The 25834-nt window shown below is 65.0% G+C and carries 25 protein-coding genes; 7 read left to right on the top strand and 18 right to left on the bottom strand.

The features are described from left to right. Window positions 1–110: 110 nt before the first annotated feature. From TO66_RS06890 to TO66_RS06875, 4 genes are all read right to left on the bottom strand, one after another. On the bottom strand, window positions 111–1328 hold the full coding sequence (locus TO66_RS06890) for an SAM-dependent methyltransferase (RefSeq protein ID WP_044461627.1): 1218 nt from the start codon (window positions 1326–1328) through the stop codon (window positions 111–113). 132 nt (window positions 1329–1460) lie between these two features. After that, on the bottom strand, window positions 1461–2078 hold the full coding sequence (locus TO66_RS06885; RefSeq protein WP_044461626.1) for a TPM domain-containing protein: 618 nt from the start codon (window positions 2076–2078) through the stop codon (window positions 1461–1463). A gap of 27 nt (window positions 2079–2105) precedes the next feature. Continuing rightward, entirely contained in the window at window positions 2106–2864 is a 759-nt protein-coding gene (locus TO66_RS34120) for a YgcG family protein (protein WP_044461625.1), read from the bottom strand. Between the two features lie 70 nt (window positions 2865–2934). After that, window positions 2935–3543, bottom strand: a complete 609-nt coding sequence (locus tag TO66_RS06875) for a LemA family protein (protein ID WP_044461624.1) — start codon at window positions 3541–3543, stop codon at window positions 2935–2937. A 266-nt stretch (window positions 3544–3809) separates the two neighbouring features. Here TO66_RS06875 and bglX point away from each other — a divergent pair, with 266 nt between their 5' ends. After that, a complete protein-coding gene (gene bglX / locus TO66_RS06870; protein ID WP_044461623.1) occupies window positions 3810–6131 on the top strand; it encodes a beta-glucosidase BglX in 2322 nt (773 codons plus the stop codon). Between the two features lie 258 nt (window positions 6132–6389). On the opposite strand, the gene TO66_RS06865 is transcribed toward bglX, so the two are convergent. The 9 genes from TO66_RS06865 to TO66_RS06825 form a co-directional block, all read right to left on the bottom strand. Continuing rightward, window positions 6390–7547, bottom strand: coding sequence for a phosphatidylserine/phosphatidylglycerophosphate/cardiolipin synthase family protein (locus tag TO66_RS06865; protein ID WP_044461622.1), 1158 nt, complete (start codon window positions 7545–7547; stop codon window positions 6390–6392). A 1-nt stretch (window position 7548) separates the two neighbouring features. Beyond that, on the bottom strand, window positions 7549–8139 hold the full coding sequence (locus tag TO66_RS06860; protein ID WP_044461621.1) for a YceI family protein: 591 nt from the start codon (window positions 8137–8139) through the stop codon (window positions 7549–7551). A 275-nt stretch (window positions 8140–8414) separates the two neighbouring features. Next, entirely contained in the window at window positions 8415–9185 is a 771-nt protein-coding gene (locus TO66_RS06855) for an IclR family transcriptional regulator (RefSeq protein ID WP_044461620.1), read from the bottom strand. Between the two features lie 86 nt (window positions 9186–9271). Next, window positions 9272–10729: an amidase gene (locus TO66_RS06850; RefSeq protein ID WP_044461619.1), complete on the bottom strand. Its 1458-nt coding sequence runs from the start codon at window positions 10727–10729 to the stop codon at window positions 9272–9274. Next, a complete protein-coding gene (locus tag TO66_RS06845; RefSeq protein WP_044461618.1) occupies window positions 10729–12039 on the bottom strand; it encodes a citrate-proton symporter in 1311 nt (436 codons plus the stop codon). The genes TO66_RS06850 and TO66_RS06845 overlap by 1 nt, the downstream gene beginning before the upstream one ends. A 110-nt stretch (window positions 12040–12149) precedes the next feature. Further along, entirely contained in the window at window positions 12150–13325 is a 1176-nt protein-coding gene (locus TO66_RS06840) for a M20 aminoacylase family protein (protein WP_044461617.1), read from the bottom strand. Between the two features lie 213 nt (window positions 13326–13538). Next, window positions 13539–13868 carry a hypothetical protein gene (locus TO66_RS06835; RefSeq protein ID WP_044461616.1) on the bottom strand — a complete coding sequence of 110 codons (330 nt, stop codon included), beginning with the start codon at window positions 13866–13868 and terminating at the stop codon, window positions 13539–13541. Then, complete coding sequence (locus TO66_RS06830) at window positions 13865–14962, bottom strand: serine hydrolase (RefSeq protein WP_044461615.1); 1098 nt, start codon at window positions 14960–14962, stop codon at window positions 13865–13867. Before TO66_RS06830 ends, TO66_RS06835 begins: the two co-directional genes overlap by 4 nt. A gap of 179 nt (window positions 14963–15141) precedes the next feature. After that, window positions 15142–16017, bottom strand: coding sequence for an acyl-CoA dehydrogenase (locus TO66_RS06825; protein ID WP_044461614.1), 876 nt, complete (start codon window positions 16015–16017; stop codon window positions 15142–15144). 140 nt (window positions 16018–16157) lie between these two features. On the opposite strand from TO66_RS06825, the gene olsB reads away from it, so the two are divergent. Together olsB and TO66_RS06815 are read left to right on the top strand one after the other, a co-directional pair. Beyond that, window positions 16158–16913 carry an L-ornithine N(alpha)-acyltransferase gene (olsB, locus tag TO66_RS06820; RefSeq protein WP_044461613.1) on the top strand — a complete coding sequence of 252 codons (756 nt, stop codon included), beginning with the start codon at window positions 16158–16160 and terminating at the stop codon, window positions 16911–16913. After that, a complete protein-coding gene (locus TO66_RS06815; protein ID WP_044461612.1) occupies window positions 16913–17707 on the top strand; it encodes a lysophospholipid acyltransferase family protein in 795 nt (264 codons plus the stop codon). Before olsB ends, TO66_RS06815 begins: the two co-directional genes overlap by 1 nt. 87 nt (window positions 17708–17794) lie before the next feature. Here the strand turns inward: TO66_RS06815 and TO66_RS06810 are convergent, their stop codons facing one another. Next, window positions 17795–18376, bottom strand: a complete 582-nt coding sequence (locus tag TO66_RS06810) for an ACP phosphodiesterase (protein WP_044461611.1) — start codon at window positions 18374–18376, stop codon at window positions 17795–17797. 153 nt (window positions 18377–18529) lie between these two features. Between TO66_RS06810 and TO66_RS06805 the strand changes: the two genes are divergently transcribed. The 3 genes from TO66_RS06805 to TO66_RS06795 are packed head-to-tail and all read left to right on the top strand — an operon-like array spanning window position 18530 to window position 21100. Next, window positions 18530–18844: a helix-turn-helix transcriptional regulator gene (locus TO66_RS06805; protein WP_044461610.1), complete on the top strand. Its 315-nt coding sequence runs from the start codon at window positions 18530–18532 to the stop codon at window positions 18842–18844. Window positions 18845–18857: 13 nt separating this feature from the next. Next, window positions 18858–20024, top strand: coding sequence for an MFS transporter (locus TO66_RS06800; protein ID WP_044461609.1), 1167 nt, complete (start codon window positions 18858–18860; stop codon window positions 20022–20024). A gap of 26 nt (window positions 20025–20050) precedes the next feature. Continuing rightward, window positions 20051–21100 (top strand): alkene reductase, encoded by a 1050-nt coding sequence (locus tag TO66_RS06795; protein ID WP_044461608.1) that lies wholly within the window; start codon window positions 20051–20053, stop codon window positions 21098–21100. 134 nt (window positions 21101–21234) lie between these two features. On the opposite strand, the gene TO66_RS06790 is transcribed toward TO66_RS06795, so the two are convergent. From TO66_RS06790 to emhR, 4 genes are all read right to left on the bottom strand, one after another. Beyond that, on the bottom strand, window positions 21235–21864 hold the full coding sequence (locus tag TO66_RS06790; protein ID WP_044461607.1) for a CoA transferase subunit B: 630 nt from the start codon (window positions 21862–21864) through the stop codon (window positions 21235–21237). Window positions 21865–21866: 2 nt separating this feature from the next. Next, window positions 21867–22565, bottom strand: a complete 699-nt coding sequence (locus tag TO66_RS06785; protein WP_044461606.1) for a CoA transferase subunit A — start codon at window positions 22563–22565, stop codon at window positions 21867–21869. 161 nt (window positions 22566–22726) lie between these two features. Beyond that, the gene (locus TO66_RS06780; protein ID WP_044461605.1) at window positions 22727–23614 is read right to left on the bottom strand and encodes a DMT family transporter; all 888 of its coding nucleotides are present in this window, start codon (window positions 23612–23614) and stop codon (window positions 22727–22729) included. 162 nt (window positions 23615–23776) lie between these two features. Beyond that, a complete protein-coding gene (gene emhR / locus TO66_RS06775) occupies window positions 23777–24409 on the bottom strand; it encodes an efflux system transcriptional repressor EmhR (RefSeq protein ID WP_044461604.1) in 633 nt (210 codons plus the stop codon). 264 nt (window positions 24410–24673) lie between these two features. On the opposite strand from emhR, the gene emhA reads away from it, so the two are divergent. Next, the gene (gene emhA, locus TO66_RS06770; RefSeq protein WP_044461603.1) at window positions 24674–25831 is read left to right on the top strand and encodes an efflux RND transporter periplasmic adaptor subunit EmhA; all 1158 of its coding nucleotides are present in this window, start codon (window positions 24674–24676) and stop codon (window positions 25829–25831) included. The last annotated feature ends 3 nt before the right edge of the window (window positions 25832–25834 follow it).

Here is a 25834-nt window from a genome sequence, read left to right as displayed (position 1 = left end):
CCGCGTTCAGAGCGGTATCCCGGCCTCATCAGACTCACCGCGTCGCCTGGTTTGCGGCCCCTGCGGTGCCGATCGCAGCCTGCGGCAGCGGCTACAGGGGCCGTGGGGGTTCAGGCGAGGTAGCCGTCGGCCCGCAGCAGGGTTTCCAGGCAGTGCTCGCTGATGTGGTAGAAGGCCTTGAGCTCGCCGATCTTCGCCAGCAGCTGGCTCGGGTCCTGGGGCTCGGCGCGCTTGACCGCGAGGATCATCTTGTTCTTGTTGGTGTGTTCCAGGGAGATGAACTCGAAGACCTTGGTCTCGTAGCCACAGGCTTCGAGGAACAGCGCGCGCAGGCTGTCGGTGACCATCTCCGCCTGCTGTCCCAGGTGCAGGCCGTATTGCAGCATCGGCTTGAGCAGCGCCGGGCTCTGCATCTGCGGGCGGATCTGCTTGTGACAGCACGGCGAGCACATGATGATCGACGCGCCGGAACGAATCCCGGTGTGGATCGCGTAGTCGGTGGCGATATCGCAGGCATGCAGGGCGATCATCACGTCCAGCTCGCTCGGCGCCACGCTGCGCACATCGCCGCATTTGAATTCCAGGCCCCGATGCGCAAGGCGCGCCGCGGCGGCATTGCACAGGGTCACCATGTCTTCGCGCAGCTCCACGCCGGTCACCTGCCCTTGGGCCTGCAAGGTGTTGCACAGGTAGTCGTGGATGGCGAAGGTCAGGTAGCCCTTGCCGGAGCCGAAGTCCGCCACCCGCACCGGCTGCTGCAGATCGATCGGCGAAGTACTCAGCGCATGGCTGAACACCTCGATGAACTTGTTGATCTGCTTCCACTTGCGCGACATCGCCGGGATCAGCTCGTGCTGCTTGTTGGTGACGCCCAGGTCGGTGAGGAACGGCCGGCTCAGCTCCAGGTAGCGGTTCTTCTCGCGGTTGTGCTCGGCCGACGGCACCTCGCGCTGCTGCTGGGCCTTGCCCTTGAACAGCGAGCTTTTGCCTTTCTTGCTGTATTCGAGCTGCACCTCATCGGTGAGCGACAGCAGGTGGGCGTTCTTGAACGACGCCGGCAGCAGCCCGGCGATCAGCGCCACGCCCTCGGCGAGGGGGAGGTTCTTGGTAATGTCGCGGGTCTTGTAGCGGTAGACGAAGGACAGGCACGCCTGCTCCTTGACCGTCACTTGCTTGATGATGATCCGCTGCAGGTCCGCCTCGGTTCCCACGTGCTTGGCCAGCACCAGCTTGATAAAGGCATTCTGCGCCAGGCTGGTGTCCAGCAGTTCGAGAAACTGCGCGTGATGATCCGGCGCGAGGCTGGCAGGGGTTGCGGTTGCAGACATGTAAGAGGCGCCTCGGGCGGTGCGGGGGTGAATCGGGGAATGGCGGGTATTTTAGGGGGGATGGCCCGCCGGGGCACGGAGTAATTTACCCGGCGGTACAGAATTCCAGGGGAGACGCCTGCAGCAACGGGCTCAGCCCAGGACCACCAGGCGATTGGGCAGTTCGTTGCGCACCTGGGTCACCGGCACATGCACCTTGAGCAGCTCGCCACAGGCCTCGATGCAGCTGAGGAACCCTTGCAGGGTCTGCCCTTGCTTCACTTGCCGGGTGAAGGCCTGGACGATGGCGTCCCAGCTCTTGTCGTCGAGCCGCCGGGAGATGCCCTCGTCCACCAAGATCTCCACATAGCGCTCCGCTTCGCAGACGAAGATCAGCATTCCGGTGCCGCCGACGGTGTGGTGCAGGTTCTGTTCGAGAAACTGGCGGCGGGCCAGGTTCGAGGCGCGCCAGTGGCGTACCGAGCGCGGAATCAGGCGGGTGGTGATCCGCGGAAGGCGAAACACCAGGCAGAGCACGATAAAGGTCGCCCATTGCACCAACAACAACAGGTGCATGTTCAGCCAGCCGGTGGCGTAATGCACCACGCCCGGCACGATCAGCGCCAGCAGGCTGGCCCAGAGCAACGGGATATAGGCGTAGTCGTCGGCGCGGGCGGCCAGCACGGTGACCAGCTCGGCATCGGTCTGCTGCTCGACCCGGGCGATCGCCTCGGCGACCTGCCGTTGTTCGTACTCACTCAGTAGTGCCATGTCTTCCTCTGTTCATCATTATTCTTATCACCAGCCGCCTGACGATCCGCCGCCGCCAAAGCTACCACCGCCGCCGCTGAAGCCCCCACCGCCGGAGCCGCCAAAACCGCCGCCCCCGAAGCCGCCTCCGCCAAAGCCTCCGGAACCGCCACGCCCTCCACCGCTGGGCAGGATACCGAGCATCTGGCAGACGAAAATCGTCACGATGAACAGCAGCACCAGGAACACCAGGACGCCGGGATGGCGCTCGAAAAAATCAGCGCCGCGCTCGCCGCCGGCATAGGCCGCGCTCGGCTCATCCAGCGGATTGCCGCCCAGCACCAGCAGCATGGCCGACACACCGTCGCTGATGCCCTTGCTGAAATTGCCGGCCTTGAAGGCCGGGGTGATGACCTGATGGATGATCACCGCACTCTGCGCGTCGGTCAGGCGATCTTCCAGGCCATAGCCGACTTCGATGCGCAGCTTGCGATCGTCGCGGGCGACGATCAACAACGCGCCGTTGTTCTTGTCCTTCTGGCCGATGCCCCAGTAGCGCCCCAGCTGATAACCGAAATCCTCGATGCTGGTGCCCTGCAGGTCCGGCAGGGTCACGACCACCACCTGCTCGCCGGTGGCCTGTTCGTGGGAGGCCAGCTCCTGGGTCAGTTGCTGGCGCACCGCCGGCTCGATCATCTGGGCGTTGTCCACCACCCGCCCGCTCAGCGCCGGGAACTTCAGCTCGGCCTGGGCCGTTATCGCCAACACCCAGAGCAACAGCACCAGGCCAACTCTCAACACGCGCATTGGAACCTCATCCGTGGTAACGCCGGGCCGTGCCCCGTGGCCGCACGCGCGGCCCAGGGCTGGCGCTCGATCAGAACTTCACTTCCGGCGCCTTGTCGGCACCGGGGGTGGTGGCCTCGAAGGTCTCGCGCACCGGCAGGTTGCTGTACATCACGCTGTGCCACAGGCGGCCGGGGAAAGTTCGGATCTCGGTGTTGTACTTCTGCACCGCGAGGATGAAGTCGCGCCGGGCCACAGCAATGCGATTCTCGGTGCCTTCGAGCTGCGACTGCAAAGCCAGGAAGTTCTGGTTGGCCTTGAGGTCCGGATAGCGCTCGGAGACCACCATCAGCCGGCTCAGGGCACCGCTCAGCTGGTCCTGGGCCTGCTGGAACTGCTTGAGTTTTTCCGGGTTGTCCAGGGTATTGGCATCGACCTGGATCGAGGTCGCCTTGGCCCGCGCCTCGATCACCGCGGTCAGGGTCTCCTGCTCGTGCTTGGCGTAGCCCTTGACCGTCTCCACCAGGTTGGGGATCAGGTCGGCACGGCGCTGGTACTGGTTCTGTACCTGGCCCCAGGCCGCCTTGGCCTGTTCGTCGAGGGTCGGGATGTTGTTGATGCCGCAACCGCTCAGCAAGCTGCCGAGCAGCAGCAATGCCATGACCGGCCAGCTCGAGCGCAGGCTTTGTCGTACGTTCATCGTGGTGACGCTCCTTGCAACCAATGGAATTGAACCTGTGGCCCTTCAGCCGGATGCATCGGGCATAATCTGCCGTTGCGACTGGAATGCATCGAGCCAATCGGCTAAAAGATGCCCAGCACGAAAAAGAGTTCAGAAAAAAGAGTTCAGAAGTGTGCTGCATTTATCCGAACAACAATAGTCGTTCCGTTATGAGCCGCTCCCTAATTTTTGGCCCCCCGATGCGCCCATAGCGCGTCCGTTTCAGGCCCTAGAGAACAATATTCATGAAGAAGCTGTGTTTGCTGGGGCTGCTGGTCAGCCTGGCCAGTCACCCTGCCCTCGCCGCCACCGTCACGGCGCCGGCCCAGGAGAAACCCTTTTCCGCGGCGGTCCTGCAGAACAAGGACGCCTTTATCGACAACCTGCTCAAGCAGATGACCCTCGATGAAAAGATCGGCCAGTTGCGCCTGATCAGCATCGGGCCGGAAATGCCCCGCGAGATGATCCGCAAGGAAATCGCCGCCGGCCGCATCGGCGGCACGTTCAACTCCATCACCCGCCCGGAAAACCGGCCGATGCAGGACGCGGCCATGCGCAGCCGGCTGAAGATCCCGATGTTCTTCGCCTACGACGTGATCCACGGCCACCGCACGATTTTCCCGATTCCCCTGGCCCTGGCGTCGAGCTGGGACATGGACGCCATCGGTCGCTCCGGGCGCGTCGCCGCCCGGGAAGCTGCCGCCGACAGCCTGGACATCACCTTCGCGCCGATGGTCGACATCTCCCGCGACCCGCGCTGGGGCCGCACCTCCGAAGGCTTCGGCGAAGACACCTACCTGGTCTCGCGCATCGCCAAGGTGATGGTCAAGGCCTACCAGGGCGACAGCCCGAAGAACGCCGACAGCATCATGGCCAGCGTCAAGCACTTCGCCCTGTACGGCGCGGTGGAAGGCGGCCGCGACTACAACGTCGTCGACATGAGCCCGGTGAAGATGTACCAGGACTACCTGCCGCCCTACCGTGCGGCGATCGACGCCGGTGCCGGCGGGGTCATGGTGGCGCTGAACTCGATCAACGGCGTGCCGGCCACTTCCAACACCTGGCTGATGAACGACCTGCTGCGCAAGGAGTGGGGCTTCAAGGGCCTGGCGGTGAGCGACCACGGCGCCATCGTCGAGCTGATGCGCCATGGCGTCGCCAAGGACGGTCGCGAAGCGGCCAAGCTGGCGATCAAGGCCGGCATCGACATGAGCATGAACGACTCGCTGTACGCCAAGGAATTGCCGGGGCTGCTGAAGTCCGGCGACGTCAGCCAGCGCGACCTGGACAACGCCGTGCGGGAAGTGCTGGCCGCCAAGTACGACATGGGCCTGTTCGCCGACCCGTACCTGCGCATCGGCAAGGCCGAGCAGGACCCGGCCGACACCAACGCCGAAAGCCGCCTGCACCGCAGCGACGCCCGCGATGTGGCGCGCCGTAGCCTGGTGCTGCTGAAAAACGCCAACGACACCCTGCCGCTGAAGAAAACCGGCAAGATCGCCCTGGTCGGCCCGCTGGCCAAGGCGCCGATCGACATGATGGGCAGCTGGGCCGCCGCCGGCGTGCCGGCGCAATCGGTCACCCTGTACGACGGCATGAGCCGCGCCCTGGGCGACCAGGCACAGCTGATCTATGCCCGCGGCTCGAACATCACCGCCGACAAGGCGGTGGTCGACTACCTGAACTTCCTCAACTTCGATGCCCCGGAAGTGGTGGACGATCCGCGTCCGGCCCAGCAACTGATCGACGAGGCAGTGAAGGCCGCGCAACAGGCTGACGTGGTGGTGGCCGCGGTGGGTGAATCGCGTGGCATGTCCCACGAATCCTCCAGCCGTACCGACCTGCATATTCCGGCCAGCCAGCGCGAGCTGATCAAGGCCCTCAAGGCCACCGGCAAGCCGCTGGTGCTGGTGCTGATGAACGGCCGGCCGCTGTCGCTGCTCGAAGAGAACCAACAGGCCGACGCAATCCTGGAAACCTGGTTCAGCGGCACCGAAGGCGGCAACGCCATCGCCGACGTGCTGTTCGGCGACTACAACCCGTCCGGCAAGCTGCCGATCACCTTCCCGCGTTCGGTGGGGCAGATCCCGACCTACTACAACCACCTGACCGTTGGCCGGCCTTTCACCCCGGGCAAGCCGGGCAACTACACCTCGCAGTATTTCGACGACACCACCGGCCCGCTGTTTCCGTTCGGCTATGGCCTGAGCTACACCACGTTCAGCCTTTCGGACATGGCCTTGTCGTCGACCACGCTGAACAGGAGCGGCAAGCTCGATGCCAGCGTGACCCTGAAGAACACCGGCAAGCGCGACGGCGAAACCGTGGTGCAGCTGTACATCCAGGACGTCGCCGGCTCCATGATCCGCCCGATCAAGGAACTGAAGAACTTCCAGAAAGTGCAGCTCAAGGCCGGCGAACAGAAGGTGATCCGCTTCAGCATCAGCGAGGACGACCTGAAGTTCTACAACACCCAGCTCAAGTACGCCGCGGAACCGGGCGAATTCAAGGTCGAGATCGGCCTGGACTCCCAGGACGTCAAGCAACAGAGCTTCGAACTGCTGTAACCCTCCCCGCAGCCTCGCTCCCACCCTGTAGGAGCGAGGCTTGCCCGCGATAGCGATCCACCTGACCCACCGCGTAACCAGCATCGCCAGCAAGCTTGGCTCCTACAGAAGCCGGGCCTGGCGGGTAATGGGGAGCGGCCTGCGATGGCGATTTCCCTGACACCACCCCGCCCCCTGTAGGAGCGAGGCTTGCCCGCGATAGCGGTCCGCCTGAACCACCGCGTTGCCCGCATCGCCAGCAAGCTGGCTCCTACAGGTTCAGTCGCGGCGATCCAGCAGGTTCACCACCAGCCGGTCGACCCAGCCCCAGATCCGTTGCTTGATTCGCCGCCATAGTGGGCGGTTCTTCCAGGCTTCGAGGCTGACTTCCTGGCTCTGCTCGAAATCGGCGAGGAAGCTCGCGGCCACCGTGTCGGTCAGCGGCAGGTCGAGGGCCTCGAGGTTGGCCTCGAGGTTGAAGCGCAGGTTCCAGTGATCGAAGTTGCACGAGCCAATGCTCACCCAATCATCGATCAGCACCATCTTCAGGTGCAGGAAACGCGGCTGGTATTCGAAGATCCGCACCCCGGCCCGCAGCAGGCGCGGGTAATACCGGTGCCCGGCATAGCGCACCGACGGATGATCGGTACGCGGCCCGGTCAGCAGCAGCCGCACGTCCACCCCACGGCTTGCCGCGCGGCGCAGGGAGCGCCGGACCTTCCAGGTCGGCAGGAAATACGGGGTCGCCAGCCAGATCCGCCGTTGCCCGCTGTTCAGCGCGCGCACCAGCGATTGCAGGATGTCGCGGTGTTGCCGGGCGTCGGCGTAGGCCACCCGGCCCATGCCCTCCCCCTGGGCCGGCACCCGCGGCAAGCGTGGCAGGCCGAAGTGAGAGGCCGGTTTCCAGGCGGTGCGACGACGGTTGGCGATCCACTGCCGGTCGAACAGCAATTGCCAGTCGAGCACCAGCGGGCCGCTGATCTCCACCATCACCTCATGCCAGTCGCAACTGTCTTGCAGCGGGTTCCAGAATTCGTCGGTGACCCCGGTGCCGCCGACCACCGCCAGCTCCTGGTCCACCAGCAGCAGTTTGCGGTGGTCGCGATACAGGTTGCGCACGCCACGACGCCAGCTCAAGCGATTGTAGAAACGCAGTTCGACTCCGGCGCCTGTCAGGCGCTGGCGCAGGCCGAGGGTGAAAGCCAGGCTGCCGTAGTCGTCGAACAGGCACCGTACCCGCACCCCGCGCTCGGCGGCCTGGGTCAGGGCCTGGACCATCGCCTCGGCGCAGGCGCCGGCCTCCACCAGGTACAGCTCCAGTTCCACCTGCTCACGGGCACGGGCAATCGCCACCAGCATCCGAGGGAAGAAACTCGGACCGTCGATCAGCAACTCGAAACGATTGCCTTCACGCCAGGGAAAGACCGCGCCCGCCATGTCAGCGCGCCGTGAAGATCAGCACCGCACCCACCGGCACCGACAAACTGATCGCCGACAGACCGGCAGCCTTGCGCAGGGTTTCCAGCCCCGGCAGCAGGTCGAAATCGGCGGCATTGAGCACCAGCGGCTCCAGGGTCACCACCTGGAAACGCCGGTCGTCCAGGCGCGTGGCCAGGAGTTCGGCGCTGTACTCGTGCTGCTTGCCATGCAGGGTGACGTTGACCGGCAAGCGCAGTTCGATCTGCGCGCCGGGCGCCAGGTCGTTGATCGGACGCAGGTTGATCTGCGCATTGATCACGGCATCCGGATACCGCTCGATCTCGAACAGCTCCTTGCGCATGCGCTCGTCGCGCAGCGGGATGCCGCTGTTGATCGAGTCCAGCTCGACCTCCAGTTGCGCCATGCCCTTGGCGTCGACCTTGCCATGCAGGACCAGGAAGCGCTGGACTTCGGAAACGTTGGCGTTCTTGGTGCTGACGAACGACAGGCGCGAGGACTCGTTGTCCAGGTACCAGTTGGCCTGGGCCGGCAGGGTGGCGCCCGCCAGCAGCAAAGCGGCCAGGGCCTTGGGAAAAGACAGGTTGAACATTGAAGACTCATGGGGTCGAGAAATCTGAGCCGAACCTTAACCGGCCCGCGAGCGCTTGCAAACAGCGAGGGGGCCTGAACGGCGATTTCTGAGAGTGCGCAAAGTCGTAAAAGATCCCTGGCTCCCTGTAGGCATTGCCAAAGCCATGAGACGAGATAGGCGACATTGTGACGCGGTCTGCGCAGCGGGTGCCTGGGTTGCGGCCGCTGCGCGACCGGGCGCAGCCTCGCTGTCGCTCGACAGCGGCTACAGGGCGGCTACAGGGCAGGTACAGCTCAAGCCAGGCTGCGCTCGACCTCATGGACGGTGGCCTCGAGGCTCGCCAGGTGCAGGCTCAGGATTCGCTCCACCGGTGCCTGATCCCTCGGCCAGTGCAAGGCCATGCTGCCCACCAGCCGACCCTGGTCGCGAATCGGCAAGGCCACCGCGCGGATCAGGAACGGCAGGCGCACCGGATATTCCCAATAGCCCTCGGTACGCTGGCCGAACCCCTGGTGCTGGGACTGTTCGCAGGCACGGTACTGCTCTTCCTGGGAAATGCATTCGCGCACGGCCAGGCGCCGGACCTGCTCGTGATCCAGCTCGGCCAGGCAGGCCTTGCCCATCGCCGAATGGAACAGGCTCGAATAGTGGCCGATGATCTGGCAGTTGTGCGGATAACGCTTGCGTAGTACCGCGGGAATCGAGCTTTCCATGACCTCCAGGCGCTCGCCATCGAAACACGACAGGTCGACCACCAGCCCGGTGCCCTCGCTCAACGCCTGCAACCAGGGCGCCGCCCGCTCCACCAATTGCCGCTTGAAACGCTGCTGCTGGTCGCCGAACAACCGCCTGGCGCACAGCCGGTAACGCCGGTCACTCAGCCCGCGATAGATCCAGCCCTGCTCCTGCAACGTCAAGAGCATGCGCGACACGGTGGCCTTGGGCAGCGTCGTCAGGTAATGCAACTCTTCCAGGCCCAGGGCCTGATGCTGGCCCAGCAGTTCGACGATCGCCAACGCCCGCTCGACCGAGCGCACGCTGCCGCTTTCTACCTTGCAGGCCATAGGCCGACCTCCCTGATAAGCGGATGGATGAGCGATTCACCCAGCAAGATGCGGGCCTGCCAACCCCGCGTCACTCCAGGCGAAGGTTACAACGGATGACCGGGCGGACGGCGCGCGACCCATTGCGTCAATTGTTCGTGGGCATGGCCCAGTTGCAGTACCGCCCGGTCGGCCTGGGCCGGACCGATGATCTGCACGCCCATGGGCAACCCCGCCGGGTTGAAGCCAACCGGCACACTCAGGCTCGGCAGGCCCGCCAGGGTCGGGCCGATCACCACTTCCATCCAGCGATGGTAGGTGTCCATGTCCCGCCCGCCGACCCGGCTCGGCCAGGGGATTTCTGCATCGAAAGGGAACACCTGCGCACTGGGCAACAGCAGGAAATCGTAACGCTCGAACAGCCGCTCCAGGGCCCGGTACCAGTCGCTGCGAAGCTGCGAGGCGCGGTAGACATCCGCCGCGCTCAGGCGCAATCCGCCCTCGACTTCCCACTGCGCCTCGGGCTTGAGCAAGCGACGCTGTTGCGGGTCGACATACAGCGGTCCCAGGCTGCCCTGTATCAGCCAATGCCGGTGCACCAGCCAGCATTGCCACAGCGCGTCCATGGCAAACGCCGGCTGGCAGGCCTCGACCTCGCAGCCCAGTTGGCGAAAGTCCTCCAGCGCCGCTTCGCACAGCGCCAGCACGCCGTCGTCCATGGCCAGGTAACCGCCATAGTCCCCCAGCCAGCCCAGGCGTGCGCCGCGAAAATCCCGTTGCAGGGGCTGGTTGAAAATCGCCGGATCTTCCCGCAGTGACAGCGGCACGCGGGGGTCATGCCCGGCCTGGATGGCCAGCAAGCAGGCGATGTCGGTGACACTGCGGCCCATCGGCCCCTCGGTCGCCAGTTGCTGGACGAACAGCTCCGGGGCCGGACCATGGGGCACCCGCCCCTGCGACGGGCGCAGGCCAAAGACATTGTTGAAGGCCGCCGGATTGCGCAGCGAGCCCATCATGTCGCTGCCATCGGCCACCGGCAGCATACGCAGCGCCAGGGCTACCGCCGCCCCGCCACTGCTGCCGCCGGCACTCAGGGCCGGGTCGTAGGCATTGCCGGTGGTGCCGAACACGCGGTTATACGTGTGCGAGCCCAGGCCGAACTCCGGCACGTTGCTCTTGCCGACGATCAGCGCCCCGCTCGCCCGAACCCGCGCCACGCTGATGGCATCGTGGGCCGGCAGTTGTTCGGTGAACAGCGGCGAGCCCAGGGTCGTGCGCAACCCGGCGGTGGCCGCCAGGTCCTTGATCGCCTGGGGCATGCCGTGCATCCAGCCCATGGACTGGCCGCGGTACAGCTGGCGGTCGCGCTCATCGGCCTCGGCCAGCAGCACCGAACGCTCGCGCAGGGACACCAGGGCATTGACCCTGGGGTTGCAGCGCTCGATCCGCTCCAGGTAGGCCGACATCACCTCGCGGCAGGAAACCTTCCGGGCATGGATCGCCCGGGAGAGCTCGACGGCCCCCAGGGCCACGATCGGATCGATTGTCTGTTCTGCGTTATCCATCAAGGCTTCACTCCGAAATTCAGTGTGTCCGGTTTATTCGCCCTGGGCGCCTCGTGCAGGCAATAAGTGCCCAACAGGGTCAGCAGGCAGGCGAACAGCACGTAGAAGGCCGGCGCCACCGGCGTACCCAGCACCTTGCTGAGCCAGGTCACGATCAGCGGGGCGAAGCCGCCGAACACCATGACCGCCACGTTATAGGCCACCGATACGCCGGTGGAGCGCACCTGCACCGGAAACTGTTCGGCCAGGGCCGTCGGCGCCGGGCCGAAAAAACCGCCGATGGCGCTGCACAGCAACACCTGCATCACCAGCAGGCGCTCGATCGAAGGCGCGGCGGCCACCCAGACGTACAGCGGATAGACCATGACAAAAAAGGCCAGGGTGAAGGCCAGCAGGACCGGGCGCCGTCCCAGCCGGTCCGACAAGGCACCGGACAACGGAATCACCAGGGTCATCAGCGCCACCGCGAGCATCTGCACCAGCAACACCTGGTCCAGTGGCAGGCCGAGGTTCTTGTGGGCGAAGGTCGGCATGTTCACCAGCACCACGTAGAACGAGACGGTCGCCCCGCAGGCCAGCCCCATGGACACCAGGATGCTGCGCCGATGCTCGCGTATCACCTGGATCAGCCCCGGGCCATTGCCGCGTACCTGCTTGCGGGCTTCGATGAAGGCTTCCGGCTCTTCCATGTACTTGCGAATCCACAGGCCCACCGGGCCGATCAGCAGCCCGAGCACGAACGGCAGGCGCCAGCCCCACAGGTCGAGGGTTTCCGGCGAGAACAGGTGGGTAACCAACGCCACCATCGCCGCCCCGGAGAACACCGCCAGGCATTGCCCCACCAATTGCCAGGAGCCATACAGGCCCTTGCGGTGGGCCGGTGCGCTTTCCACCAGGAACGCGGTGGCGCTGGCGTATTCGCCGCCGGTGGCGAAGCCTTGCAACATGCGCGCGACGACGATCATCAGCGGCGCCCCCATGCCGATGGCCGCGTAGCTGGGGGCGAAAGCGATCAGCGCGATGGAGACGGTCATCAGGCGGATGATCAGTTGCATGGCGGCCTTGCGGCCCTTGCGATCCGAATAGATGCCCAGCAGGACACCGCCCACCGGACGCATGAAGAAACCCACGCCGAAGGTGGCCAGGGCCATCAACAGCGACGCGTAGTCGTCGTCGGAAGGGAAAAACTGGCGGGCGATGATGCTGGCCAGAAAGCCATAGACGATGAAGTCGTACCACTCCAGGGCGTTGCCGATCACGGCGGCGACGACTTGCCGGGTACGCGAAACACTCGATCTCGGAGCGTGCATGAGCGCTGTCCTTCTGTTCTTGTCGGGCCTCTCGGATGGCGAGTCGAGCCCTTATGGGAAGTGCCGGGCGCCAGGGGCGCCCGATTCAGCGGCAGAAGAAAGGGAAAAACTCAGGCCGGCTCCAGCCAGCTCTCGGCCAGGGCTGCCCAATAGGCGGCGCCGGTCAGCAGGATGTCGTCGTTGAAGTCGTAACCGGGGTTGTGGACCATCGGCCGGGACAGGCCGTTGCCGATGAACAGGTAACTGCCGGGGCAGCGTTGCAGCATCCAGGCGAAATCTTCGCTGCCCATCAGCTTGCGCGTGTTGCCATCGACCGCCTGTTCGCCCACCAGCGCCACCCCGACCTGGCGGGCGAACTCGGTTTCCAGTGGGCTGTTGACCAGCACCGGATAGGCCGGACGGTGCTCGATGCTGGCGGAGCAGCCGAAGCTCTGGGCCTGGGCATGGATGACCGCCTTGACCCGGTCGAGCATCTGTTCGCGCACCGGTGCGTTCAACGCTCGCAGGCTCAGGCGCAGCAACGCTTGTTGCGGAATCACGTTGGCGGCCTCGCCGGCCTGCAAGGCGCCCACCGTCACGACGGCCGCCTCCTGGGCGTCGATGTTGCGCGCCACCACGGTTTGCAGGGCCATCACCACACTGGCCGCGGCCACCAGCGGGTCGACCGTCAGGTGCGGCATCGACCCGTGCCCGCCGACGCCTTCGAGGGTCACGGTGAGCAGGTCCTGGGAGGCCATCATCGGCCCTTCGCGAAACCCCAGGTGGCCGGCGGGCAACCCCGGCATGTTGTGCATGCCGAACAGCGCGTCACAGGGAAAGCGCTCCAGCAGGCCGTCGGCGAGCATCGCCTCGGCACCGCCCTGGCCTTCTTCGGCCGGCTGGAAAATCAGCGTCAGGGTGCCGTCGAACTGGCGGGTGGCGGCCAGGTAGCGCGCAGCACCCAGCAACATGGCGGTATGGCCATCGTGGCCGCAGGCATGCATGCAGCCGCGATGGCGGCTGCTGTAGGCCACGCCGCTGTCCTCGACGATCGGCAAGGCATCCATGTCGGCCCGCAAGCCGAGCCGGCGCGGGCCGCTGCCGTTGCGCAGCACGCCGACCACCCCGGTCCTGCCGACGCCGGTGTGCACTTCGTAGCCCCATTCCTCGAGGAAGCCGGCGACCAGCGCCGCGGTACGGTTCTCCTCGAAGCCGAGCTCGGGGTGCGCATGAATGTCCTGGCGAACGATGCGCAGATCGCTGGCGACGTCGTCGAGCCAGGCAAGGATATGCGGGAAGCGGGTCATGACGGATCTCCTCGGGCCGGGTGTAATCCCGTTCTTTTTTCGGAGCGTCTCACGGTGCAGCAAGGCGTGATCGCGGCGTGCCCTCAGATAACCGCGAGCCGTCGCCTGCGACAATCGAATGTGGTTCCGCAGGGTGGAACCTTGTGGCGCGCCCCGCAGGCGCAGGGCGCTGAGCGCCCGCGCAAAGCTTTACCGATCATTGCGCGATGCCGTTCAGGGCTCCAGCCGGCAGCCCTGGCGTTCGCCCAGCCATACGGCACTGTGGCTGCGCCCCAGGCCCCTGGCGCTGACCCGCTTGCGCTCGGCATCGTCCTGCAACGCCGTCAGCGGCAGGAGTTGCTGCACGTAGCCCTCGCAGTATTGCGCGTCGTTGTGCATCACATACCGGCAGGAGCAGTACTCCTTGGCGCTGTAGGCACCGAGGATGTCCGGGAACGCCTGGAAGGCGACCCGCTCCTGCCAGCCCCAGCCGAGCAGGACCAGCAGTGCCAGCGCCAGCAGGCTGGCAAAGGGATGGCGAACGATCCACGGACGCCGGCTCATGGCTGCACCCTGGGCGCAAAGGCCGCCATCGCGAGCTTGAGCATTTCGTTGTGGCGGTAGCCGCCATCGCGGTCGTCGGCGTAGCGCACGATCACCAGCCCCGCGCTGGGGATGACATACAGCGCCTGCCCCCAATGGCCCAGCGCGGCGAAGGTATCGGCCGGCGCATCCGGCCAGGGCAAGGCGGCACCCGCGACGCTGCGATTGAGCCACCAATGCCCGCCGGGCACCGCCTCGTCCTGGTTCGCCCGATAACCGGCGAACGGCGTGCGATTGAATTCGACCCAGTCCCGGGGCAGCAGTTGACGCTCGCCCCAGCGTCCGTCGCGCAGCATCAGCAAGCCGACCCGCGCCAGATCCCGCGCGGTGAGGTAGGCATAGGACGAGCCGACGAAGGTGCCGCTGGCGTCGCTTTCCCATACAGCATGGCCGATGCCCAGCGGCTCGAACAGCGCCTGCCATGGATAGTCGGCATAGCGCTGCGGCCCCAGCATGCCCTTCAGGGCGGCGGACAGCAGGTTGCTGTCGCCACTGGAATAACGGAACACCTGCCCCGGTGCGCTGAAGGCCGGGTGGCCGGCGGTGAACGCCGCCATATCGTTATGGCCACGGGTATAGAGCATGGCCACCACCGAGGACTTCAACGGTGCGTATTCGTAGTCCTCCTGCCAGTCCAGGCCGGAGGCCCAGTGCAGCAGGTCCGCCATGCGGATGTCCGGGTGCTGGCGCAAGGCGGGAAGATAGGTCGCGGCCTGGTCCTGCAAGCGAAACAGCCCCTCGCCATAGGCCACGCCCAGCACCGCGGCCAGCAGGCTCTTGCTGATGGACCAGGTCAGGTGCGGGGTATCGACGGTGGTCGGGCCGGCGTAACGCTCATAGATCAGTTGACCGTCGCGGATCACCAGCAAGGCGTCGGTGCGGATGCCCTGGCGGGTCGCGTCGTTGCGCGGCGCGAAAGCGTAGGCCTCCAGGGCCTCGAGGGCCGGGCCGGTGGTGTCGGGGCCTTTGCTCCACTGCGTACCGGGCCAGTTCTCGGCCCGGGCCGGAGCCAGCATGAACAACAGCACAAGCAGCAGGATCGGGCCTTTGGGCATGGTGACAACTCGGGCAAGGGGACTCGGGCCAGGCAACCCGCCGAGGGTAAATCAGGCAGATGACAGTTTTTCGCCCGGCGGCGGGCCTTGGCCGTATTGCGAGCAAGTTCCTACAAGAGCAGCAGTGCTTTTCTGTAGGAACTTGCTGGCGCGCGATGAACCGCGCCGAGGCTCCTCCTTTATATGGCCAGCGCCTTGGCCAGGCGTTTTTCCCGTGCGCCCGCCGCCAGCTCCAGTACCGCCCGATCGCGCAGCCACAAGTCGGCCCAGGGCGCCGGACCATTGGCAAAAGCCTGTTCGATGGCCGGCTTGAGCCCCTCGAACTGGGCGAACAGCCCGCCCAGCAATACATGCCCGCTGCCCAGCGAGGGGTTCTGCCGGCTGACTTCGGCACAACCGGCGAGCAGCGCCAGCAATTGCAGGAGCAGGGCGCGCGGCCAGTCATGGTCCTGGCCGACGCCATACAGCCAGGCGGTCATGGCACTGAGGACATAAATGTCTTCCAGGGTGCGGAAAGGTTTGACGTAGGCGTCCCAGCCATCGCCCGCCAGCAGTTCGCACAAGGCGTTGTCCAGGTGCAGGCAGCCGTGGCTGATGTCCGGCATCAGCGGGATCGCCGGCAGCTTGTCGACCCTGACCCCGGGCTCGCCGGCACGGACCACCGCCAGGCTCAGGCGCGGCGGCTCGCCATCCGCCTCGCAGCGGGCGGCGATCAGCAGCCAGTCGGCGGCGTCGCCGGCGGTGACGAAATCCTTGCGCCCGCTCAGGTGCAGCGCTTGCAGGCGGGTCTGCATGTCGGCCGGGCGCAGGCTGCGCCGCTCGGTGGCGCACAACGCGCCCAGGGTCGGCGGCGCACTGGGCCAGAGCATGCGCAACGCCGCCTGGTAGCCCACCAGGAAAGCCAGCCCCGGAGTGGCCATCAGGCGCCCGCCGCGCACCGCCAGCTCGAAGGGCGTCACTGGCCCCAGCTCCTGTAACAAGGCGGCATAACCTTCGGCCAGGTCCGGGTGGGCGGGCAGCCGGCGACGGCTGTGCAACAGGGCTTGCCAGGGCATAAGCGGATCCTCAGGGGCTGTCATACAAGCATCACCAAAGCTTCATGGCGATGACACCGGGGCTACATAGCCTGACTTTGCACAACAAAGTCGATCGGCTGCAACCCAAGGCGGGTCAGTGGCCCGCACGGAGATTCACAATGACTCAGATCGCCCGCATCAGCGACACCGGCAATGAACGCCGCCTGCAAGCCGAGCGCCTGGTGGGCGCCGCGGCCCTGCAAGAAGCCCAGGCCCTGCGCTTCAACGTCTTCAGCGGCGAGTTCAACGCCAAGCTGAAAGGCGCCGAGCTGGGTCTGGACATGGATGACTATGATGTTCACTGCAGCCACATCGGCGTCCGCGACTTGAACAGCGGCCGCCTGGTCGCCACCACCCGCCTGCTCGACCACCAGGCCGCCAGCAGCCTGGGGCGTTTCTACAGCGAAGAAGAATTCAGCCTGCACGGCCTGGTGCAGCTCAAGGGCCCGATCCTGGAAATCGGCCGCACCTGCGTCGACCCGGCCTACCGCAACGGCGGCACCATCGCCGTGCTCTGGGGCGAATTGGCCGAAGTGCTCAACCAGGGTGGCTACAGCTACCTGATGGGTTGCGCCAGCATCCCGATGCAGGATGGCGGCGTCCAGGCCCACGCGATCATGCAGCGCCTGCGCGAACGCTACCTGTGCACCGAGCACCTGCGCGCCGAACCGAAGAACCCGCTGCCCAGCCTCGACCTGCCGTCCAACGTCATCGCCGAAATGCCGCCGCTGCTCAAGGCCTACATGCGCCTGGGCGCGAAGATCTGCGGCGAACCGTGCTGGGACCAGGACTTCCAGGTCGCCGACGTGTTCATCCTGCTCAAGCGCGACGAACTCTGCCCCCGCTACGCCCGTCACTTCAAGGCGGCCGTGTAATGCGCCGGCTACGGGTCTACGGGCGGATCGCCCGGGTGCTGCTGGTGGTGGCGCTGGGCCTGAGCATGGCCAGCATCTTCGGCGTGTTCGAGCGCCTGGGCATTGCCCATTCCATGGTCCGGCGCCAGCGCTGGTCGCGTTTTTTCATGGCGCGCCTGAGCAACGCCCTGCCCTTCGCCGTGACGGTGCATGGCGAATTGCCGAAACAGCCGATGCTGTGGGTCAGCAATCACGTGTCCTGGACCGATATCCCCTTGCTGGGCGCCCTGACGCCGCTGTCGTTCCTGTCCAAGGCCGAAGTGCGCACCTGGCCGGTCGCCGGCTGGCTGGCCGCCAAGGCTGGCAGCCTGTTCATCCGGCGCGGTGCGGGCGACAGCCAGTTGATCCGCAAGCAGATGACCCGCCACCTGCAGCAGACCCACCCGCTGCTGATGTTCCCCGAGGGCACCACCACCGACGGTCGCAGCCTGCGCACCTTCCACGGTCGCCTGCTGGCCAGCGCCATCGAGGCCGAGGTGGCGTTGCAACCGGTGGCGATTCGTTACCTGCGCGATGGCGATATCGACCCGCTGGCGCCCTTCGTTGGCGACGACGACCTGCTGTCGCACCTGATGCGCCTGTTCGCCAACGATCAGGGCCGAGTGGAGATCCACCTGCTCAAGCCGATTGCCTGCCAGGGCCAGGAGCGCGCCGCGCTGGCGTTCCAGGCGCAGCAGGCGGTGCAGAAGGTGCTGTTCGGCGATATCGCCCAGCCGGCCGAACCGGCTCGTAGCGGCGATCTGATTGCCGCCTGAACCCTGCCCCCGCTGGAGCGAGGTTGCTCGCGAAAAACCTTGAGCCCTGAGCCGCCGTCAAGGGCCTCATCGCGAGCAAGCTCGCTCCTACACGGCAGGGACATGCTGCGCGGCGAATGCCTGCAACTGCGGGTAGAACACCCGGAAATCCTCACTCAGCGGCTGATACAGCCGCTTCAGCTCGCCCATCGCCGCCGCCAGTTCCTCCGGACGTGACAGGCGCCGGGCAATGCCTCGCAGCACCTGCTCCAGGACGTCGAACTCGCGGTAGGAACCCAGCCAGTCATGAGCCGCCATATGCGGCGCGATCTGCGCCAGGCGCCCGGGCAATTGCGGTTCGGCGGCCAGCACGCGGTACACGTCCGAGGTGAACAGCGCCAGCGGCCGGTCGGCATACAACGCCCAGTCCCGGGCCAGGCAGTGGTCGAAAAACACGTCCAGCACGATCCCGGCATAACGCCGACGGGTCAGGGAAAAACGCGACAGCGACTCCCCCACCAGCGGATGGCTATCGGTAAACAGGTCGATGCTGCGATGCAGCTGGATCGCCGCCTCGATTTCCGGGGTGAACTGGCCTTGCAGGCGCCCTTTGACGAAGTCGCCATACAGACTGCCGAGTAATTGACCGGGGCGCTGGCCGCCGAGGTGCAGATGTGCGAGATAATTCATCCGCGCAGCTTAGCACTGCGCCCCACATATCGTTATAACCCGATATACCGATTCATACTGATCTCAGATCAAAATCATATTGGTATATCGCGAAATAGCGATTTAAAGTTCGCCTCATCGCGATATAACGTTTTACGGAATACGAGCACCGACATGTCCATCGACCTCGACGAAATAATAAAAGCCCTGGCGCACCCAGTACGGCGAGACATCCTGATCTGGCTCAAGGACCCCAAGGTCCAGTTCCCCGAACAGACCCACAACCATGAATACGGCATCTGCGCCGGACAGATCGACCAACGCTGCGGCCTGTCGCAGTCGACCGTGTCCGCCCACCTGGCGACCCTGCAACGGGCCGGCCTGATCAGCAGCCAGAAAGCCGGCCAGTGGCATTTTTTCAAACGCAACGAAGACGTGATCCAAGCCGCCCTCGACGCCCTCATCAAAGAACTCGGCAACCAGCCCTGACAAGGACCCGACAATGCCCCTCTCGCTCCTCATCCTGGCCTTGAGCGCCTTCGCCATCGGCACCACCGAGTTCGTCATCATGGGCCTGTTGCCCGAGGTGGCGGCCGATCTCGGTGTGTCGATTCCCGGCGCCGGCTGGCTGGTGACCGGCTATGCCCTGGGCGTGGCCATCGGCGCGCCGTTCATGGCCCTGGCCACCGCCAGGCTGCCACGCAAGGCCGCGCTGGTAGCGTTGATGGGGATTTTCATTGTCGGCAACCTTTTATGCGCCCTGGCCAGTGACTACAACGTGCTGATGTTCGCCCGTGTGGTCACGGCACTGTGCCACGGCGCCTTCTTTGGTATCGGTTCGGTGGTAGCGGCCAATCTGGTGCCCGCCAACAAGCGCGCCTCCGCCGTGGCCCTGATGTTCACCGGCCTGACCCTGGCCAACGTCCTCGGCGTGCCGCTGGGCACCGCCCTGGGTCAGCAGGCCGGCTGGCGCTCGACCTTCTGGGCGGTGACCCTGATCGGCGTGGTCGCCCTGATCGGCCTGATCCGCTTCCTGCCGGCCAAGCGCGATGAAGAGAAGCTCGACATGCGCTCGGAACTGATCGCTCTCAAGGGCGCCGGGATCTGGCTGTCGCTGAGCATGACCGCGCTGTTCGCCGCCTCGGTGTTCACCCTGTTCACCTATGTCGCCCCGCTGCTCGGCGAAGTGACCGGCGTTTCGCCCCACGGCGTGACCTGGACCCTGGTGCTGATCGGCCTGGGCCTGACCCTGGGCAACATCATCGGCGGCAAGCTGGCGGACAAGAGCCTCTCGGGCACCCTGGTCGGCGTGCTGATCGCCATGGCCGTAACCAGCTCCGTGCTGAGCTGGACCAGCGTCGCGCTGGTCCCTGCCGAACTCACCCTGTTCCTCTGGGCCACCGCTTGTTTCGCCGCGGTTCCGGCCCTGCAGGTCAACGTGGTGACCTTCGGACAGGCCGCGCCGAACCTGGTGTCCACGCTGAACATCGGCGCCTTCAACATCGGCAACGCCCTGGGCGCCTGGGTCGGCGGCAGCGTCATCGCCCACGGCTACGGCCTGGCCAGCGTGCCGCTGGCGGCCGGCGCGCTGGCGATCCTGGCCCTGCTGGTGACGCTGATTACCTTTCGCCAGGGCGGCAATGCCGAACTGGCTCCTGCGACCCACTGATACGTTCCCTGAAGAAGGTGTATTCCATGACGACTATTTTCGACCCGATCAAGCTGGGCGACCTCGAGCTGGCCAACCGCATCATCATGGCGCCGCTGACGCGCTGCCGCGCCGACGAGGGCCGCGTGCCCAACTCGCTGATGGCCGAGTACTACGTGCAGCGCGCTTCCGCCGGCCTGATCCTCAGCGAGGCCACTTCGGTGACCCCGATGGGCGTCGGCTACCCGGACACCCCGGGCATCTGGTCCAACGACCAGGTTCGTGGCTGGAGCAACGTGACCAAGGCCATCCACGGCGCCGGCGGCAAGATCTTCTTGCAGCTGTGGCACGTCGGGCGGATTTCCCACCCGAGCTACCTGAACGGCGAAGCGCCGGTCGCGCCGAGCGCCATCCAGCCCAAGGGCCACGTCAGCCTGGTGCGCCCGCTGGCCGACTATCCGACCCCGCGCGCCCTGGAAACCGCTGAGATCGCCGACATCGTCGACGCTTACCGGGTCGGCGCGGAAAACGCCAAGGCCGCCGGCTTCGACGGCGTGGAGATCCACGGCGCCAACGGTTACCTGCTCGACCAGTTCCTGCAAAGCTCCACCAACCAGCGCACCGACCAGTACGGCGGCTCCCTGGAGAACCGCGCCCGCCTGCTGCTGGAAGTGACCGATGCGGCCATCGAAGTCTGGGGCGCCGGCCGTGTCGGCGTACACCTGTCGCCACGGGCCGACTCCCATGACATGGGCGACGCCAACCTGGCGGAAACCTTCACCTACGTCGCCCGCGAGCTGGGCAAGCGCGGTATCGCCTTTATCTGCGCCCGCGAGAAAGAAGGCGCCGACAGCCTCGGCCCGCAGCTCAAGGAAGCCTTCGGCGGCCCCTACATCGCCAACGAACGCTTCACCAAGGACAGCGCCAACGCCTGGCTGGCCAGCGGCAAGGCCGACGCCGTGGCCTTTGGTGTGCCGTTCATCGCCAACCCGGACCTGCCGGCTCGCCTGAAGGCCGATGCGCCGCTGAACGACGCACGCCCCGAGCTGTTCTACGCCAAGGGCCCGGTCGGCTACATCGACTACCCGACGCTGTAACCCGCTGCCCTGAAAAAGCCCCGGCTCTCGCGAGTCCGGGGCTTTTTACTGCCCGCTTTTCTGTAGGAGCGAAGCTTGCTCGCGATAGCGATCCCCGAGTTGATCGCCATCCTGTGCAATCAAACGAAACCCCGTCAGCGAACGATCGCACTGCCGGTAGCGGCCTGCAGCTCGTCGAAACCGACGCCGGCGGCCAGCTCGACCAGCTTGAACCCCTGCGCAGTCACATCCAGCACCGCCAGGTCGGTGATGATCCGATCCACCACGCCGACACCGGTCAACGGCAGGTCACACTGCTCCAGCAATTTATGCGCGCCGCCCTTGGCGGTGTGCTCCATCAAGACCACCACCCGCTTCACCCCGGCCACCAGGTCCATCGCCCCGCCCATGCCCTTGACCATCTTGCCGGGGATCATCCAGTTGGCCAGGTCGCCGCTCCTCGATACCTGCATCGCGCCGAGGATCGACAGGTTGATATGCCCGCCACGAATCATGGCGAAGGAGTCGGCGCTGTTGAAAAAGCTGCTGCCGGGCAAGGTGGTGATGGTCTGCTTGCCGGCGTTGATCAGGTCCGGGTTGACCTCGTTTTCCAGCGGAAACGGGCCAATGCCGAGCAGGCCGTTCTCGCTCTGCAACCAGACGTCCATGCCCGCGGGGATGTAGTTGGCCACCAGGGTCGGCAGGCCGATGCCGAGGTTGACGTAGAAGCCGTCCTGCAGTTCCCGGGCGGCGCGTTGCGCCATTTCTTCACGAGTCCAGGCCATGGTCAGGCACTCCGTACGGTGCGTTGTTCGATGCGTTTTTCCGGTGTGGCGTTCAGCACCAGGCGCTGCACATAGATGCCGGGCAGGTGGATCTGGTCGGCGTCCAGCGCACCGGTCTCGACGATCTCCTCCACTTCCACCACACAGACCCGGGCCGCCATCGCCGCCAGCGGATTGAAGTTGCGCGCGGTCTTGCTGAACAGCAGGTTGCCGGACCGGTCGGCCTTCCAGGCCTTGACCAGGGCGACATCGGCCCGCAGCGAACGCTCCATCACGTACCACTCGCCGTCGAACTCGCGGGTCTCCTTGCCCTCGGCCACCAGGGTGCCGTAGCCGGTGCGGGTGAAAAACGCCGGGATACCGGCACCGCCAGCCCGCAGCTTCTCGGCCAGGGTGCCCTGCGGGGTGAACTCCAGCTCCAGTTCGCCGGCCAGGTACTGGCGCTCGAACTCCTTGTTCTCGCCGACATAGGAAGAAATCATTTTGCGGATCTGCCGGGTGCTCAACAGCTGGCCCAGGCCAAAGCCATCGACACCGGCGTTGTTGCTGATCACGGTCAGCTCGCGCTTGCCGCTGTCACGCAGGGCAGCGATCAGCGCTTCCGGAATGCCGCACAGGCCGAAGCCACCGACGGCGAGGGTCATGCCATCCTCGACCAGGCCTTGCAGTGCGGATTCGGCACTCGGGTAAATTTTGTTCACGGGCTGTTCCTCGCATTCACCTCGACGCGCGCCCATGCCAGCGCGGCCGGACTGCCCGGGCGGGCGCCTGGCCCTGCCCCGGGATGGATGGCTTCGTCATCGGGCCGAAGCGTGAATCGAGTGTAGGAGATGGTGCGGCGTTCGGTGCAGGCGCCGGGCGCTCAACTGCGTTTGCGCTGGCCCCAGGCCACGGCCAGGCCGCTGAAGCAGATCACCGCGATGCCGACGATGCCGAAGCTGTCCGGGGTGTGATCGAAGATCAGGTAGCCATACAGGCCGGCGAACAGGATCTGTCCGTAGCTGAAAGGCGCCAGCATCGCCGGCGCGGCATGGCGGAACGCCTGGGTCAGCAGCAAGTGCCCGAGCATGCCGCAAGTACCGAGGCCGATCATGAACAGGCCGTGCCACAGGCTCGGCGTGCTCCAGAAGAACGGCAGCGCGGCGCTCATGATCAAGCTGTTGAGGATGCCGGTGAGGAAGTTGCTGGTGGTCGGGCTGTCGATCCCGCTGAGCTTGCGAGTGAGCAACTGGTAGAAGCCGAAACACAGCGCCGAGCACAACGGCAGCAGGATCGCCGGGGTGAACAGCGCACCGCCCGGGCGGATCACGATCAGCACGCCGATGAACCCGGCCAGCACCGCCAGCCACTGGCCACGGCTCACCCGCTCGCCCAGCAGCGGCACGGACAACGCGGTGACCAGCAGCGGAGCGAGGAAGTTGACCGCAGTGGCTTCGGCCAGGGGGATGTAGCGCAGGCCGGTGGTGAAAAACAGGCTGGTGCCGATCAGGCATAAGGCACGTAATAATTGCAGGCCCGGGCGCTTGGTGCGCACCACCGCGGAGAACCCGCTGCGGGGCACGAAGACCACCAGCATCAGCAACGTGTGCACCACATACCGGGCCCAGACCACCATGACGATGGGGTAGAACCCGGACAGGTATTTGGACAGGGTGTCGTGACTGGCGAACAGCAGGACCGCCAGGCAAATCAACGCGATACCTTTGACAGGTTGCTCAGCGCCCTTGTAAGCCGCGGTCCCTACACTCATTCACACACTCGCAACAATTTCCCTACAAAATCCGTAGCTCGCTATCTATCAAGATAAAGTCGCCACGTATATAAAGGCATCCCGGTGAATCGTCACGCATGAAACATCGAGCTATATAACGCGCAAACGTTGACATCCGCAGAAGTAATTCCGCATTTTGTCTCAATTACGCAGGCTGGGACTCAGGCGCAGCATGTCCAATCCGGTATCGATCCAGCGCTCCGCTTCCTTATGGAGTTCGAAACTGTCCGGCGCCAACAGCCACTGATAAAGAATGCCGTCAATATAGGCATGGATACTGATGGCCGCACGGGCCGTATCGAGATTCTCGGGAAGCTGTCCCCGTCTCACGGCGTTGCGCAATGCCAGCTCGATATGCACGTTGCAATCCAGGCTGGCCGCACGACGCTGGCGCCGCAAGTCGCACATTTCATCGGTGAATTCGCACTTGTGAAACAGAATCTCATTAATGCGTCGGGTTTTCGGGTCCAGGGCAATTTGATGAAACAAATGAACCAGCAGCTTGCGCATGCATCCCAGCGGATCGATCTCTTCTTCGTCCTCGCTGGCCCTGGCCATTTCGTCCAGTGGCTCGCGCAAGGTGTCGAGCATGGCCTGCACCAGGTCCGCCTTGTTGCTGAAATGCCAATAGATGGCCCCGCGCGTCACCCCCGCCAGGGCCGCGATATCCGCCAGGGTGGTACGCGCCACACCGCGCTCGTAGAAGGCTTTTTCGGCCGCCTCGAGTATCTGTTTGCGGGTTTCTTGAGCTTCCTCTTTGGTACGACGGACCATGGCAGTAAACCTCGATCAGGATGCTTCAACGATGCATGAAGCCCATCTGAATAAATGTGGAACGGCATCTCGGGTGCCGTTTAGCCAGCCTACAATTCAATCCTTGCAACGGCTTTTGTAACCGAATGGGTACACCGCCAAGGTATTTACAAACAACCATGAACGTAAGTATATTCCTTAGCAAGCTACTTATCCACTCAGCGCCCGTTTTTTACCTTTCCACTTTTCGAGTGCGCATTTTGCGCGCCTGACCCGAGGATCTTCATGCAACTCAAGCCAGCTGTTACCGCTCTGGTCACTGCCGTCGCCCTGGCATCGCTGCTCAGCGGATGTAAAAAGGAAGAGGCGGCACCCGCTCCGCCAGCCCCTCAGGTCGGCGTAGTCACCCTGCAACCCCAGGCCTTTACCCTGACGTCCGAGCTACCGGGGCGCACCACTGCGTTCCGGATCGCCGAAGTGCGTCCTCAGGTCAACGGCATCATTCTCAAGCGCCTGTTCAAGGAAGGCGGCGACGTGAAGGAAGGTCAGCAGCTCTATCAGATCGATCCGTCGGTCTATGAGTCGACCCTCAAGAGCGCCCAGGCCAACCTGCAGTCGACCAAGTCGATCTCCGATCGCTACAAGCAACTGGTCGACGAACAGGCCGTGAGCCGCCAGGAATACGACACTGCCGTCGCCAACCGCCTGCAATCGGAAGCGGCGCTGCAGAGTGCCCAGATCGACCTGCGCTACACCAAGGTGCTGGCGCCGATCTCCGGGCGCATCGGTCGTTCCTCGGTCACCGAGGGTGCGCTGGTCAGCAACGGCCAGACCAATGCCATGGCGACCATCCAGCAACTCGACCCGATCTACGTCGACGTCACCCAGTCGTCGGTGGAACTGCTCGAACTGCGTCGCGAGCTGGAAAGCGGCCGCCTGCAGAAGGCCGGCGACAACGCCGCCAAGGTCAAGCTGACCCTGGAAGACGGCAGCCAGTACAAACTCGACGGCAAGCTGGAATTCTCCGAAGTGTCGGTCGACGAAACCACTGGCTCGGTGACCCTGCGCGCCGTGTTCCCGAACCCGGACCACACCTTGCTGCCAGGCATGTTCGTGCATGCGCAACTGCAAGCCGGCGTGAATGCCGCGGCGATCCTTGCCCCGCAACAAGGCGTGACCCGTGACCTCAAAGGCACCCCGACCGCACTGGTGGTGGGCCCGGACAACAAGGTTGAACTGCGTCAGCTCAAGGCCAGCCGTACCGTCGGCAACCAGTGGCTGATCGAGGACGGCCTGAAGGCCGGTGATCGCGTGATCACCGAAGGGCTGCAATTCGTCAGACCTGGCGTCGAAGTAAAAGCCAGCGAGGCGACCAACGTTTCAGCGAAAAACCCGGCCCCTGCACAGGCGACTGACAAAGCCGCAGGCGGCAAAGGGGAGTAAACC

The organism is Pseudomonas sp. MRSN 12121 (genome assembly GCF_000931465.1).
GTDB lineage: Bacteria > Pseudomonadota > Gammaproteobacteria > Pseudomonadales > Pseudomonadaceae > Aquipseudomonas.
This window is presented reverse-complemented; position numbering and strand designations above follow the sequence as displayed.

What these genes read in the sequence shown, in the direction of transcription:
- TO66_RS06890 (WP_044461627.1), bottom strand. Translation starts at nt 1,328, where the DNA reads ATGTCTGCAACCGCAACCCCTGCCAGCCTCGCGCCGGATCATCACGCG.
- TO66_RS06885 (WP_044461626.1), bottom strand. Translation starts at nt 2,078, where the DNA reads ATGGCACTACTGAGTGAGTACGAACAACGGCAGGTCGCCGAGGCGATC.
- TO66_RS34120 (WP_044461625.1), bottom strand. Translation starts at nt 2,864, where the DNA reads ATGCGCGTGTTGAGAGTTGGCCTGGTGCTGTTGCTCTGGGTGTTGGCG.
- TO66_RS06875 (WP_044461624.1), bottom strand. Translation starts at nt 3,543, where the DNA reads ATGAACGTACGACAAAGCCTGCGCTCGAGCTGGCCGGTCATGGCATTG.
- bglX (WP_044461623.1), top strand. Translation starts at nt 3,810, where the DNA reads ATGAAGAAGCTGTGTTTGCTGGGGCTGCTGGTCAGCCTGGCCAGTCAC.
- TO66_RS06865 (WP_044461622.1), bottom strand. Translation starts at nt 7,547, where the DNA reads ATGGCGGGCGCGGTCTTTCCCTGGCGTGAAGGCAATCGTTTCGAGTTG.
- TO66_RS06860 (WP_044461621.1), bottom strand. Translation starts at nt 8,139, where the DNA reads ATGTTCAACCTGTCTTTTCCCAAGGCCCTGGCCGCTTTGCTGCTGGCG.
- TO66_RS06855 (WP_044461620.1), bottom strand. Translation starts at nt 9,185, where the DNA reads ATGGCCTGCAAGGTAGAAAGCGGCAGCGTGCGCTCGGTCGAGCGGGCG.
- TO66_RS06850 (WP_044461619.1), bottom strand. Translation starts at nt 10,729, where the DNA reads ATGGATAACGCAGAACAGACAATCGATCCGATCGTGGCCCTGGGGGCC.
- TO66_RS06845 (WP_044461618.1), bottom strand. Translation starts at nt 12,039, where the DNA reads ATGCACGCTCCGAGATCGAGTGTTTCGCGTACCCGGCAAGTCGTCGCC.
- TO66_RS06840 (WP_044461617.1), bottom strand. Translation starts at nt 13,325, where the DNA reads ATGACCCGCTTCCCGCATATCCTTGCCTGGCTCGACGACGTCGCCAGC.
- TO66_RS06835 (WP_044461616.1), bottom strand. Translation starts at nt 13,868, where the DNA reads ATGAGCCGGCGTCCGTGGATCGTTCGCCATCCCTTTGCCAGCCTGCTG.
- TO66_RS06830 (WP_044461615.1), bottom strand. Translation starts at nt 14,962, where the DNA reads ATGCCCAAAGGCCCGATCCTGCTGCTTGTGCTGTTGTTCATGCTGGCT.
- TO66_RS06825 (WP_044461614.1), bottom strand. Translation starts at nt 16,017, where the DNA reads ATGCCCTGGCAAGCCCTGTTGCACAGCCGTCGCCGGCTGCCCGCCCAC.
- olsB (WP_044461613.1), top strand. Translation starts at nt 16,158, where the DNA reads ATGACTCAGATCGCCCGCATCAGCGACACCGGCAATGAACGCCGCCTG.
- TO66_RS06815 (WP_044461612.1), top strand. Translation starts at nt 16,913, where the DNA reads ATGCGCCGGCTACGGGTCTACGGGCGGATCGCCCGGGTGCTGCTGGTG.
- TO66_RS06810 (WP_044461611.1), bottom strand. Translation starts at nt 18,376, where the DNA reads ATGAATTATCTCGCACATCTGCACCTCGGCGGCCAGCGCCCCGGTCAA.
- TO66_RS06805 (WP_044461610.1), top strand. Translation starts at nt 18,530, where the DNA reads ATGTCCATCGACCTCGACGAAATAATAAAAGCCCTGGCGCACCCAGTA.
- TO66_RS06800 (WP_044461609.1), top strand. Translation starts at nt 18,858, where the DNA reads ATGCCCCTCTCGCTCCTCATCCTGGCCTTGAGCGCCTTCGCCATCGGC.
- TO66_RS06795 (WP_044461608.1), top strand. Translation starts at nt 20,051, where the DNA reads ATGACGACTATTTTCGACCCGATCAAGCTGGGCGACCTCGAGCTGGCC.
- TO66_RS06790 (WP_044461607.1), bottom strand. Translation starts at nt 21,864, where the DNA reads ATGGCCTGGACTCGTGAAGAAATGGCGCAACGCGCCGCCCGGGAACTG.
- TO66_RS06780 (WP_044461605.1), bottom strand. Translation starts at nt 23,614, where the DNA reads ATGAGTGTAGGGACCGCGGCTTACAAGGGCGCTGAGCAACCTGTCAAA.
- emhR (WP_044461604.1), bottom strand. Translation starts at nt 24,409, where the DNA reads ATGGTCCGTCGTACCAAAGAGGAAGCTCAAGAAACCCGCAAACAGATA.
- emhA (WP_044461603.1), top strand. Translation starts at nt 24,674, where the DNA reads ATGCAACTCAAGCCAGCTGTTACCGCTCTGGTCACTGCCGTCGCCCTG.